The organism is Paenibacillus sp. FSL H7-0331 (assembly GCF_001956045.1).
This window is the reverse complement of the sequence record NZ_MRTH01000035.1, coordinates 40,481-53,874: the sequence shown is the minus strand read 5'-3', so window position 1 is coordinate 53,874 and position 13,394 is coordinate 40,481. Positions and strand designations below refer to the sequence as shown.

Below are 13,394 nucleotides of genomic sequence, written 5' to 3'. Positions count from 1 at the left end.
GTATTGTTCCTTCCTTCATATCACTAAATATTTGTTTACTTAGTCAGCTTTAAATTCCAATCCGCTTCTTTGAGCCAGGTACGATTACTGAACTCACGTCCTCGAACCGTCACATGATCCTTATATACCTGCACATAAAGCCCTTGGGATTTATTCTTACCTTCATTCTGAAAATTGCGGTTTAATACACGACCCACTGAGGAATTGTGAAAAAAGTGGAAAGTCTCCTTCACATAATGCTCGGTGCCGTTCTGAAAATCCTGATGACGATGGCCGCAGAACACAAACACATTCGGATACGGCTTTAAAATTTCGCGAAATAGCTTGGCACGGATTAACGTATGGCTGCCGCCATCAGAGCCGATAGGCGGTAATGGCTGATGGACCATGACAAATACCGGCTTGCCATCTTTGTGCTTGGCCAGCTCCGTCTTCAACCAGTCCAGCTGCTCATCGGAATACCAGGCACCCTCACCAACCTCAGGCTTCTCTTGAACATAAGCTTCCTGTGATAGCATCAGGATCGTTAAACCGTTGATCTCAACGGCATGGTAAGGCTTCTGCAAGCCAAAAAATTTCTGAAACCGCTCGCGTGCCTGCCAGTCTGTTTTGCCATTGGGCACCGTATCTTTATTGAAGGCACCCTTCTTGTCAATCCAAATATCGTAATAATCGTGATTCCCCATATTAGCATTAAGCGGAGGCAGCTTGTAAGCAGATATTACCTTTTGCAGCTCCCTATAGCCATCCGGATCGCCAAAATCTGTCAAGTCTCCCGTCAGCAGCACGGTCTCCACAGGTGACTCGAACTGTTTGATATCATCAAACGCTTCCTTCAAATGTTTAATCGTATCCGGATCGTAGACAGATACGTGAAGATCGCTTAATATCATGAACGACAGCAGCGGTTCTTTATCATTAATCGGCGCTGGCTTCGACTCTGGTGTCTCGGGCTTCGGTGCAGCCAGGGGCTGCTCAGCAGCATGCTTAACGACGCTCTGTGAATTAACGGAGCGCTGAAGCAAATAAATAAGGCCCGTTGTTGCTGCACCAATCATCACAAAAAGCCCGAGCATCCAACGTATAAAAGCCCGACGCGACATATTTATTAACCTCCTGATGGTCTCCAAAATGATGTCTTTATATTATATCTTGAATAACAGGTATCTGTACACTTTTTGAGGGTATGTAAGCAAAAAAAGGCCCGTACCCGATAAAGTACGGACCCTTCTGCAGAAGCGAATGATTCAACCTGTGCTGAGCTTATTTTCTTAAAGCTGTTTCCCAAGCCACTTCGCCTTCATCTTGTCCATTTACTGGCCACCACTTGAAGCCGTCTTCTGAGAGCAGCTGCTGAGCTTGATCCGGGCCCCACGTTCCAGCTGGATACAGCATCAAATTGTCCGTACGCTCCGCCCATGCAGAAGCAATTTTATCGACATACTTCCAGGCCAATGCTACCTCGTCCCAACGGGTGAAATAAGTGGAATCGCCGCGTGCAGCATCGTACAGCAGACGCTCGTAAGCTTCCGGTGTATTCAAGCCTACCTGGCAGCTTTGGCAAAAATCCATCGATATCGGCAGAATGGAGCCTTCCGAGCCCGGTTGTTTGGCATTCATTTTGAAATAGATGCCTTCCATCGGATTGACTCGGAATACGAGCAGGTTAGGTTCAAGCTTATGTTTCTTAGACAAATACACATTATTAGGAACATTTTTGAATTCAACCACGACCTCAGTCGTTTTGACTGGCAGCCTTTTGCCTGTACGAATATAGAACGGTACGCCTGCCCAACGGAAGTTATCAACAAATACTCTTGCCGCGAAGAAGGTTTCCGTCGTCGATTCAGGATTAACCGAATCCTCCTGACGATAGCCGGATACTTGAGAACCCTTCATGGTACCTGCTGAATATTGACCACGGACTGTATTGGAGCGTACCTCTGATGCGGTTTGGAAGCCGCGAAGTGAGCGGAATACCTTTACCTTCTCATCACGGATATCTTCCGGAGACAGCCGGCTAGGCGGTTCCATCGCTATCATAGCCAGCGTCTGCAGCATATGGTTCTGCCCCATGTCACGCAGTGCCCCGGAGTGATCATAATAACCGCCGCGGCTTTCAACACCAACCGTCTCACTTAGCGTAATTTGAATGTTAGCAATATATTTATTGTTCCATAGCGGCTCGAAGAATGCGTTGGCAAACCGCACCACATTAATGTTTTGCACCATTTCCTTGCCGAGGTAATGATCGATCCGATAGACGTCCTTCTCTTCAAACACTTCACGGATCTGGCCATTAAGCTTTTCAGCAGATGGCAGGTCATAACCGAATGGCTTCTCGATAACAAGACGTGCCCAACCGGATGTTTCCAGTAATCCGCCTTCCTTCAAATTGTACGATACGTTGCCAAACAGCTCAGGGGAAAGCGCCAGAAAGAAGAGCCTGTTGCCGCCTATGTCAAACTTGGCATCCAGTCGGTTAGTCATAACGTTCAGTTCTTTAAAAGCCTCGACATTATTCGTATCCAGCGACATATACTCAAAATGCTCGGCAAAGGATTCCCACTGTTCGTCCTTCGTCACATTATAGCGTGCAAATTCCTTGATCGATTCATGTACATCTTCACGGAATTGCTCATTCGTCCGCGGTCTGCGTGCCAAACCGATTACGGCAAAGCGGTCGCCAAGCTTACGTTCACGGTAAAGGCTGTATATCGCAGGATATAGCTTGCGGCGTGCCAAATCTCCAGTTGCTCCAAAAAGCAAAATTACCGTATCGGTCATTTTATCATCATTCTCTCTTATGTATTTTTCGTTGCTATTATTTCATGTCATTCATCTCAACTTACTAAGCATAACCAAATATAACGCAGGATTCAACATCCCAGCTATAACAAATTTTTATAAGCTTCTACATAAAATATGTAAGGGGACATCATAGCTCACCAAAAAGACCCCGCCACGTGATGCGAAGCCTTGGAAAGGCTTGTAAATGTAATGTGCATATGATTTATTTTGTTGTCCAACGGTCATTTTCATTCGTCATCTTGTCGAAAACTTTTCCTGCTACTAGTACCCCATTGACCATTGTCTCTCCTGGGCTTGAGGTACGTGTAATGATTTTCTGAGCATATAACAGCGGATACTTGCATCATAATGAATCGACTCGTAGCCTTTGGCTGTATAAAAACGCTGCGCCTGTGTATTCGTATCATCCACCCACAGGTAAATTTCCTGCTGCCCCTTCTGCTGCCCATATCGTTCTGCATGTTTGAGCAAGGCCGACCCAATCCCGTGCCCTTGGATCGTTCTATCGACAGCCAGCATATCGACATACATCACATTCTTGTCCTGTCGGATAGCAATAAATCCGCACACCTTACGTCCCCCACGGATATAAACGTAGGTTGCACAGCCGCGTAATCGCTTCCGAAGTGCCTTTAGGTCCAATTTTACATCCGGTTGGGTTATTCTGGCATACGGCAGCAGTAAGCTCTTAACCAGCCCCAGGATCGCTTTGTCATGCAGGGGTAGATGTTTGCAGATCAATGACCATCGCCTCCATAGATAATTGTACTTTATCTTATGAAGTGCGCTGATCGTCTGCTATTATTTCAAGTACTTTTTGCCGACAAAGCCCAAAAACAATACGCTGATAACAACTACAATGATAATGACGGCGATCTGAATCCAGTCCATAGCTTGTACCCCTTAATCAAATTTACAATATCCTGTTTCAACTGATGTATCTGGAGTTTATTAAATGATAATAAGTTAAATTAGATTACTCTTGAAGTTAATTTTATATCATAATTGATCTTTCATCCAGCTGTCAATAATAATTTGCGAAAACTCGTCAATATTGTATAATTATACATATAACATCCATGATCGTGAGGTGTGTGAGCAATGATTTCCAAAATTTCCGAAGTCAATCGTATATATCGAACAAATGACATATGGCGTGAGGAAGATCATGCGTGGCAGGAGGGCGGCTGGCAGTATCGTCCCTTGGTCTCATCGAAAGCCAGTGCGGAGGTTGTGTTTCAACGGTATGCCTTTGGACAGCATGCTCGTGCAACCGCAATGGCGGTAGCTGGCTTATTGACCTCAGCAGAGCAGTTGAAGCAAGCCGGGGAAGCCATGCTGGGTTCAGATTCGTCCTTGGATCATCGAACGGTTGCGGTTAGTCATCCCTCTGTTTTAACCGCCGTAGTTCAAAAGGGTGCCCAAATCGGCTCGTACATCATTCAATCCGATCAAATTGCGAAAGCACAGTTGAATGACGGAATCGTTCTACAGCGTACTTCGCCAACGCTCATGACAGCGGGCTCTAATCAGATGAAGCTTGTCACTGAAAATCAAACTACCTCTTTCTCCATATACATTTTATCCACAGATACGAATCAGCAAGCGCTCCAAAAAATTCGCAGCGCTATCAACAGCACCAAATCAGATCTCCAAGCTTCCATTGCCTGGGACGATCTTAAAAATACCGTACAATTGAAAATCAACAGCCTTCACACAGGAGCAGCACATGCTTTTTCGATTATGGATATATATGGGAATGCATCGGCGATCAGCGGAATTGCTAACGTAACGCAGCAGGCGGAAGATGCTGTCTACCGCATTAACAGCGATACTCCAGTGGTGTCAGCCTCCAATCAGATTGTATGGGATCAGGGCAATGTCTCCATTACGTTATTGGCTGCATCGGAAGAACCTGTACAAATCAACATATATCCGGATTTGATAGGAATTAAACGACAGGTTCAAGCTCTCGTTGACCGATACAATTCTCTTCATTTATTGCTTACCCAATCAAGTGGATTGCTCACGAGTGAAGCTTCCGAATCGGTAATGGGCAAGCTGACATCGCTGCCACTTGAGATGATCGGAATCCAGCTGAACGCAGATGGTTCACTGAAAGTGGACTTGTCCGTATTGGAGCAGCAGGCTATATCCAGATTTGATCTGCTGGAATTCAGTTTACGAGGCTTCGGCGGGCTTGCTGCAGCACTGAATGTAGCAGCCAAGACATTACTCGACCCGCCTTCGTTTGAATTGCTGGATCAAGGACAAGCTTTATTTCAATCCTTCAATAATTATCAGTTGAATCAGCGGGATGGAACTCCTGTTAATACTTATCTTCCATTACCCCTGTCCGGTATCTTAATGAATGATTATATCTAGTCTTAAGATATATGGCATTCTGGATGCATACAAAGAAGGCTCGACACCACGATGAATGTGGTGTTAAGCCTTCTTTGTGGTTTTCCGCACACGCTAAACCATATCAGAATCAATTACGTCTTGGGAAGGACGTTACCTATCGCTTTTTTCCGGCATTCCAACGAATAGTTCAACGCCGCATGTTTGACTTCAGCCAGTCGGGCGGCATCCTCCATATAAAACCATTCTTCATGTGTATATAATTTCAATAAAATATGCTTGGCGGCATGGATAGCCTGCTTCTCATCCCGCAGCATAAACCATGTAATTTGATAGCAGCTGCACTCATAGGCACGCAGTATCGTTACCTTTTCATGAGCTGTCAACGGAATTACCGTGTCGAGTATGGAAGGTCTGGAACTAGCGGCCATTGGCTCTGCCTCCTTCATTTATGGTAAAAGACCAACCTGAGACGGGTGGTTCTGGATACTTTCTGTCTATCACCTTGCGTATTAAGGTCAGCTTTTCCGGAATCCGCTGAAGCGCAGGAATTCGAAACGCATAGTCCTTACCAGGAAACTCATTCCCTAATGTCACAACGCCATCAAAAGCTGATGAGCCTCCGCGGTAATGAACCGGATACTCGATACCGTCTGCATCCTTGACCACCCACTCATCGCCAGTAAAATTGTTTTTGAATATGCCTTGAACCCGTAATACCGCTTCTTTTCTGTTCTCCCTTGGATCAGGTGCATCATCCATTTCAAAGCCTGTCAAGCGCAGCTCGTCCCCCTCATGATGGAAAATTGCAGGATGCGCAAACAAATCATCAGGAACAAAGTCTAGTCTTTCCTCCGTTATTTCCGGGAGTATGTAACCGTCCCATACGAACCGTACATAGCTTTCTGCGGGTAAATATTTGAACGAATAAGACCAATGCATGATATGAGCTGTGGGATCCTTTATTTTGGATGCGGTCAATAAACTGTCCTTATGCGGAAATTTCGTGCTCATCACACTGTGAATCTCTTCCCCGCTCTCGTCTTCAAAATGGAACATCAGCTGCTCTCTTTCCCTCAGTCTTGCTGGTGAACGCTCTGCGGCAGCCGCCGATAGCTCGGTATCCAGATCAAGCCTGACCCCGCTTGGAGTTCGTACCAGCCGTTTCATACGAATAGTCATACCGTTCTCCGTTGTATACGATTGGTTCAAAGGCTGTACCGTAGTCAAAGCCTTAGCCTGCTTCAGGTTCACATTAAACGCAAAGCTCCATTTTCCCTGAATATAAGGGATTCGTTGTATGTCACTACCCAACCTGGAAATGGTTGCCTGGATCATCAATTCATCAGCTTGTATTTCCTGCGGAAAATGGGCTACAAGTACATACATTTGTGAGGTCATGCCGATATCATACAGTTCTCCGAGCTTATTCCCATTACGGTCCGTTATCTGTATCTCATTGGGGCCGCTTAGCTCCAGCATATTATGATTGGGCATACCATCGGGTCCTGTCAGCTTTAACGCCATAACGACTCTTGTCGAATCCGCTACCACCTCGTTGATCTCCATCGTGTACCCTTGATCCTTGACCTTAATATTGGGATTATTGACCAAACCAAGCTCCTGAGACTTTAAGAGCCCGTAATCGACAACATCAGGCGCAAATAAGGAACGGACATATTCCGCTAAGGACGGAGACGCCATGACTGCCAGAGTACTGGATATAAGAAGGATCAATGCAGCCGTCGTGAATGCCCATTTCTGATTGCGAATGGAAAGCCAACGGCTCCACCGTGGAAGACGCGCTTGGCTGAACTGCGAGTCCTGACTGTTCCCTACAGATATCGATGGCTGATCGGAGTGTTGCTTTTGCATGCTCAGAGTGGTGCTCGTCATGGATATCGACAGCGGATCGGAATATGACTCCTGATCATCCAGCAACAATTCCGGCTGTGTTGCTGATTCAGCTTCCGTGCGGACAAAAGCGGTTCGTGGCCTACTCTCTGAGTATACCGTCGTCAGTGCCACATCATCTAATTTGGCCATCAGATCTGCTGTAAATGAACCTGGCAGCGCATCCTCTCGGGGAAACAACTGATCTGTCCATTGCGACTGCTCCATCCGACATTCTTCCAACCGCATTCGGCAGGTCGTACAGCTGTTTAGATGCTGCTGAATTTCTTCGAGGAACACGGGTACACCCTTGAATCCACTACCTTGTAAACAAGCTTTATGAGTGCTTTTATGTACATTACAGCTGGCCAGATATAGATCTGCTTCCTCAACGCTCCAACATCTCATGGACGTGCACCTCCTTGTCCTTCAGCAACTGCTTCATTTTTTTCTTGGCACGATGCAGATCGTTCTGCACCTTACTAACGGGTATGTCCAGTATGACCCCAATTTCCTCGTAGCTCAGATCATTTGTGTATCTAAGCAGCAGCACCATTCGGTGTTGTGGGGATAAACCCAGCAGCATATCATGAATTTCCAGTCTTTTCTCCATTTGCAAATACATAGCCTCAGGGCACTCCATATGTTCATGCGCATTCAGGTTGTGTCCGTAGGAAATATCAGCCTGTCTGCGCCTCCATGAATCTCTCAGTAAATTGGCAGCGATCGTATACAACCATGAAGCAAAGCTGCGTTCAATGTGGTGGGAGGATAAGCTGCGATACGCTTTGATGAATGCCTCCTGAGTCAAATCCTGTGCATCCTGCTGCTGCGCACCCATACCTCTAAGCAGCCCATACACTCGGTCTTTATACCGGTTTACAAGGAACGCGAAAGCTTCCTTGCCACCTTGAAGCACTTCTTTGATCAGCGCTTCGTCGTTCAACTGATCATCCATAATCGACCTCCACAACATTCTCTACACTATATAGACGCAGCTCAGGCGTATTTCCTTTCATTTTTTACAAAAAAAATACAGCCCGCCTGCCATTAGGCAAGGAGCTGCGTCCATATCCCTTTCCTTATCCTTTTCATTTAGTGAAAAGCCCGCCAAAACTCGCCGTTGACTGCAATCAAATTCATGATGCTGGAAAAAGGAATTTTGAATGTCGGAAAACCCGCCACATAGGGCGCAATATCGTAGGGATAAAAATACAGATGCAGCGCATGCTCCGAAACATAGAACGGCTGATCCGCCTTGATCCCCTTGTAAGTATCCGGGAATACATACGAATATTGCGGGTCCTGCTTAATTTGCTGTCCTACAATGTCACTAAGCACCGAGACGTAATCACTGTCTGGCTTAAACAGATCCTTCAGCTCATAGATCCGTCCATTCATCAAATTAATAGGTGTATACAGCTTTGTAGGCATCCCATGCGCCGCGCCGAACGGAAAATTGTAACCATTCAGCTGAAGCTGCAACAAATTTTTCTTAAAAAATGAGACGTTAAAATCACCACTATAACTGTAATCAAGCTGAGTATCAGCAGGTACCGGCTTCACTTGTGATAGCTGCTTCAGCTTCTCGTTCACTTGTGTTTGTGCGATCTGGGAACTCATTCCTTCTATCTGTGGATAGTACACCAGATAGTCTTTATTCGGTTTATACTTAAGTTCCCTGACACGATACGGGGAACGCAGCGGGATCACCGTATTTTGCTGCCATACGACATGCCCCCTGCGGTCCACGTACGACAACCTTTGATCGATATTCACTTGAATGAGCGGCTTCATCCAGACCAGGGTGCCACTTCCCTCCAAATGTGGAAAGCCCTCCGCGGGTTTGCCGCTTGGATCGATAAAATAAGTATGGTCACCATCCGTGACGGAAGCAAGCCCGTCCTTGAACTCGGATATATCCGTATACACAAACTCCGTGAGCCGCTTGCCAAACAGATCGGCAATGGCATATTTAGAGCCGATATATGGCCGTTTGGGATCAATGGCTTGCCCGATCGCAACCCTTTGTTCCCCCAGCGTACGAATCATGTTATATTCAGGCTTAATTTCAAAGTTGGCATCACGATCGATTAGGCCGTATTGTGAAGTGTAGTCCTCGGAAATATCCACGATTGCCCTCTTATCCTCAAAAGGCAAGGCAGTTCTATACTGTGGTGAAATAATGATTTTGCCGCGTTCATTGATGTATCCAAATTTACCTGAGGATTCCTTCTGAAAAGGCAGCAGTCCATCTCCCAATGCACCCACATACGCATAAGGATACGATGAGAGGCGTGCTCCATCCCTGTCGATCAAGCTATATGACTTCTTCTTCAGCTTAACAACGGCCTTGCCTTCATGAAAGTCTCCTGCATCCTCATACTGCGGAGCTATGACCTCATGACCCTGCAAATCCAGATAACCATAGCGTTGGCTGTCTGGGTTAACCGTGTTCACATTCGCGAACACAGCTCGCTCATTATGGTAGGGAGCAATATAGCTGTAGGCTTTGTCTGTAACAATTTGACCGTTCTCATCCATGACCTTAAAGCCCTGCTTGTCGATAACAATAGCGCGTCCTTCAGAATAGGAACTGATGGAATCCCATACAGGGGGGACAACCTGCCTGCCCGTAAGGTCAATCATCCCGCTATGGCCGTTTACCTGCACAACCGCATAACCATTGCTCTGAAATTGTGCAGCATACTCATACTGGGGTTTGATGACCCATTCGCCCCTATCGTTGATATAACCCCACTCCGTACCATCGATCGTTTGCAATGAGGCGGGAAACAATGAGGTTGCACGCGTATCATCCGCCTGCTTAGCCTGCTCAAGCTGAATTAGCTTCTGCAGATCCAACAGCATGTCTGGAGTAGGGTAAGAAGGCTTCAAGCTGATTGTTTTATCCAGTGATACAGCCGCGGCTTCAGGCATATCGGCTTTATACTGTGCATCCGCCAAATAGTACCAATAGAACGCATAATCGGGATGCTCGTTAGTTAATGCCTCATAGTAGCGGACTACCCTTTGAAAGTAATAAGGATACACATCCCATGCACTCGTGAACTCGCCATTGTGCCATCTAAGCACCTCAACCTTGTACGCTTCGCCCGTATCGTGGATCCACAGCGCAATTTCACTCAACCCATCCCAGCCATACCGTCCCGGCATATCCTCGATTTCCACATAGCTGTAGTCCATATCAGTTGGAGCTACATCCTTGAAGCCTTGAGCTGTCCATTCATAAACAGACAACTTTGACCAAATCGAGCCGATCTGCCAGCCGACAATCAAATTGCTGCGGTCACGACTGGTCACTGGTGCAGCAGTAAGCAGGCTTACCTCATAGCCAGGGCCTTTCAGATAGGCAATGGGTCTCCATTCATTCCCCAACTGCTTGAATATTGTTACTCCATTCTCACCGTTTATCTTGTAAGCATAGGCTATTTCGGGGATCCCATCCCCATCCAGATCGACCGCAATAGATACGGGACGAGAAGAGTTCGGGTCTACAGTCAGCGATTGCGCAGCTTGGCCGGCATACGCCCGGATCAGCTGATTCGTCTGTGTTTCATTCATCATCATCTCAGCACCTCATATGGTTAGTCGCCTATAGCATATGGGCATCTAGCCAAATCGGTGCATGTCGAACTGATTGTCAATGGCTGCATTCCTGCGACAATCAGCTTGTTCATAGCTCTTGATACAAGAGCAGTCCTACGTTGTTGACCATTCATGGATTCTTGGAGCACGTATGTAGGGGAGCAGAAGCTGTTCCGTATATTCGAGGATTTGAGACAATGCTTATTCAGCCAATCCGTTCTTGAACGCGTAGATGGCTGCTTGTGTACGATCCTCGACACCGAGCTTGGCCAAGATGTTCGTCACATGGAATTTAACCGTTTTGATCCCGATAAACAGCTCGTCTGCAACGTCCTGATTCGACCGCCCGGATGCAATAAGCCGCAGTACCTCCATCTCGCGTTCCGTCAGTTCATCGTGGGCCGGGGCGACAGGCTTCGGTTGCCGGAAGCGGTTCATAATTTTTGAAGCGACCTGAGATTCAAGAATAGATTGTCCCTTGACCGCAGCACGTATCGCCTGCGCCACCTCTGCCGCGCGTGATGTTTTCAATAAATAGCTGAAAGCGCCCGCTTCAATAACAGGATACATCTTCTCATCATCCAGAAAGCTAGTCAGCACAACAACCTTACAATCGGGATACAGCTTGAGCAGTTGCTTCGTTGTTTCAATTCCATCCATACCTTCCATGACAAGATCCATCAGAACCACATCCGGCTTATACTCTTGTGCCAGACGAATCCCTTCCGCACCATTGCTGGCTTCACCAACTACCTCAATGTCGTCCTCCGTGCTCAACACAGCAGCAAGACCGATTCGCACCATCTCGTGATCATCCACCAGCAATACTTTTATTGCCTCTTCCTCATTCTCCAAGCTCTTCCACTCCTTCCGCTATAATTGGAACCCGAATATCAATCCGCGTACCCTTACCCGGTGCCGTAATCAGATTCAAGGAACCACCGATTTCGTTCACACGCTCTTTCATGGTCATAATGCCATAAGAAGCATGCTTCTTCACATCCAGATCAAAGCCGATTCCGTCATCTCGGATAAGCAAACGAATACTTTCTGTTGATGACTGCGTGAGCCGTACCTCCAGACGTGTCGCTTTGGAATGCCGCAGCGCATTCGACATCGCTTCCTGAACAATACGGAACAGGTGATCCTCTATACCCTTAGGCAGATAGATATCGTCCGTCAGCTCTCCCACGATTTCCATTGGCACCTTGGCCGCTAGCTCATCCAGCAGCTCGACCAAGCCCTCTGCCAGCCGTTTGCCTTCCAAATGAACGGGCCGCAGATGCAGCAGCAGCGCACGCATTTCCGATTGTGCGACTGATGCCATTTCCTCAATCAAATATATTTGTCGCTGAGCTTTGTCAAAATCCTTATCCAGTGTGCGTCCAACGGCCGTTGCCGTCATCGAGATTGCGAACAGCTGTTGACTGACCGCATCATGCAGCTCTCTCGCCAACCGCTGTCGCTCTTCAACAATTGCCGAATATTTGGCCTTTTGCGCAAGCTGCGCATTGTTATTGGAAAGCCGCTGCAGCGAGCTGACCTGTTCTTCCCATTTTTTCGTTATCTCGTTAAGCTGCTCTCCGAGCCGTCCAATTTCATCCTCACCAAGCGGGGGAACGGTGCGTGTCAGATTTCCCTTTTCCAGTGCGAGCATGACCTCGCCAAGCTGCTCCAGTCGGGATTTCATCTTGCCACTGTACCAGATGCCATATACACCGCCGATGGTAACAACGATGAGAATCAGGGTCAGGCTCATCTGAATCCCTTCACTCCAAGAAGTGAACTCTTTGAGATATCCATAATGAATCAGGAAATACACAATAACGCCAAACAAAACAAGGCTGAGCCCAATCGACTCACCCATGCTTCGCCACATCATATTGGTCAGCCGTTTATTGTGCCTTTCCATTAATCATGTCCTCCCAGCATTCGGACAATTCCTCTATACAATCTTGATATCAATATCAGCGATAATATAGGAAATCATCAGCTTCACCTGCGTATCCGCCGTTTCAAAGTTGGCTGTTTGCCATACGGTTTTATTTAAAATGCCTGATTCTTTATTAGGTCCAATCACAGCTTCCCCGAAAATAACGGACGAGGTGACTGACAGCCCCATATCCTCCGGCACGATAATGTCCAGATCTGCGATGACTCCCTGTAGAACAAGCGTGACTTCTTTTTGTTCAGGGATCGCATAGGTCAAATCAATCTTCGCTTCACCAATGACATGCCAGATGGAGCTGTTGCGCAATACCCATGGCTCTTTCCCCCAACGCACACTCTCGATCAAGCTTTTCTTCACATAACTTTCGGCACGATGCAGCTGCCTCGAACGAATATAGAAAAATCCCAAGGATATTAATATAATGGCAAGCAGCAATGAGAAATTACCGCCTAATAAAATAACGAGCCCGATCCCCATCAAAATGTAGCCCTTGCGGGGTGATGACTTTCTCACCTTATGAATACCGACAAAGATCAGCACAATGGCAAGCACGGTGAAAAAGCCCCAATGATTATTGGAAAGCAAAAATATGCCGACGCCGATCAATACCAGCGCTACATTGCGGTCGTTGCGGTTGCCCTTCCGGTCATGACCGGTGCCGTCTCCGCGGTCGCTTCCCTTCCATTTACGGTCAAATTTCTTCATCCTATGCTGCCTCCTTTCTTATGCTGATTCTGGGTGGTAGTATATGACACCTATGCACATG

Annotated in this window: 11 protein-coding genes; 1 reads left to right on the top strand and 10 read right to left on the bottom strand. The window is 46.9% G+C overall.

Annotation, left to right across the window (positions count from 1 at the left end):
- Window positions 1–35: 35 nt before the first annotated feature.
- From BK127_RS32675 to BK127_RS32665, 3 genes are all read right to left on the bottom strand, one after another.
- On the bottom strand, window positions 36–1,103 hold the full coding sequence (locus BK127_RS32675; RefSeq protein WP_076236286.1) for a metallophosphoesterase family protein: 1,068 nt from the start codon (window positions 1,101–1,103) through the stop codon (window positions 36–38).
- Window positions 1,104–1,263: 160 nt separating this feature from the next.
- On the bottom strand, window positions 1,264–2,787 hold the full coding sequence (gene zwf / locus BK127_RS32670; protein WP_076236285.1) for a glucose-6-phosphate dehydrogenase: 1,524 nt from the start codon (window positions 2,785–2,787) through the stop codon (window positions 1,264–1,266).
- Window positions 2,788–3,072: 285 nt separating this feature from the next.
- Window positions 3,073–3,552, bottom strand: coding sequence for a GNAT family N-acetyltransferase (locus BK127_RS32665; RefSeq protein WP_076236284.1), 480 nt, complete (start codon window positions 3,550–3,552; stop codon window positions 3,073–3,075).
- 360 nt (window positions 3,553–3,912) lie between these two features.
- Here BK127_RS32665 and fliD point away from each other — a divergent pair, with 360 nt between their 5' ends.
- Entirely contained in the window at window positions 3,913–5,196 is a 1,284-nt protein-coding gene (gene fliD, locus BK127_RS32660; protein ID WP_076236283.1) for a flagellar filament capping protein FliD, read from the top strand.
- A gap of 113 nt (window positions 5,197–5,309) precedes the next feature.
- On the opposite strand, the gene BK127_RS32655 is transcribed toward fliD, so the two are convergent.
- From BK127_RS32655 to liaF, 7 genes are all read right to left on the bottom strand, one after another.
- Entirely contained in the window at window positions 5,310–5,606 is a 297-nt protein-coding gene (locus BK127_RS32655) for a hypothetical protein (RefSeq protein WP_076236282.1), read from the bottom strand.
- Entirely contained in the window at window positions 5,596–7,476 is a 1,881-nt protein-coding gene (locus tag BK127_RS32650; protein WP_076236281.1) for a DUF4179 domain-containing protein, read from the bottom strand. Before BK127_RS32650 ends, BK127_RS32655 begins: the two co-directional genes overlap by 11 nt.
- A complete protein-coding gene (locus BK127_RS32645; protein ID WP_076236280.1) occupies window positions 7,457–8,026 on the bottom strand; it encodes an RNA polymerase sigma factor in 570 nt (189 codons plus the stop codon). Before BK127_RS32645 ends, BK127_RS32650 begins: the two co-directional genes overlap by 20 nt.
- 137 nt (window positions 8,027–8,163) lie before the next feature.
- Window positions 8,164–10,656 (bottom strand): WG repeat-containing protein, encoded by a 2,493-nt coding sequence (locus tag BK127_RS32640; RefSeq protein WP_256711548.1) that lies wholly within the window; start codon window positions 10,654–10,656, stop codon window positions 8,164–8,166.
- Between the two features lie 222 nt (window positions 10,657–10,878).
- Window positions 10,879–11,532: a response regulator transcription factor gene (locus tag BK127_RS32635; protein ID WP_076236278.1), complete on the bottom strand. Its 654-nt coding sequence runs from the start codon at window positions 11,530–11,532 to the stop codon at window positions 10,879–10,881.
- Window positions 11,522–12,589: a sensor histidine kinase gene (locus BK127_RS32630; protein WP_076236277.1), complete on the bottom strand. Its 1,068-nt coding sequence runs from the start codon at window positions 12,587–12,589 to the stop codon at window positions 11,522–11,524. The genes BK127_RS32635 and BK127_RS32630 overlap by 11 nt, the downstream gene beginning before the upstream one ends.
- A gap of 33 nt (window positions 12,590–12,622) precedes the next feature.
- Complete coding sequence (liaF, locus tag BK127_RS32625) at window positions 12,623–13,333, bottom strand: cell wall-active antibiotics response protein LiaF (RefSeq protein WP_083689777.1); 711 nt, start codon at window positions 13,331–13,333, stop codon at window positions 12,623–12,625.
- Between the last annotated feature and the right edge of the window lie 61 nt (window positions 13,334–13,394).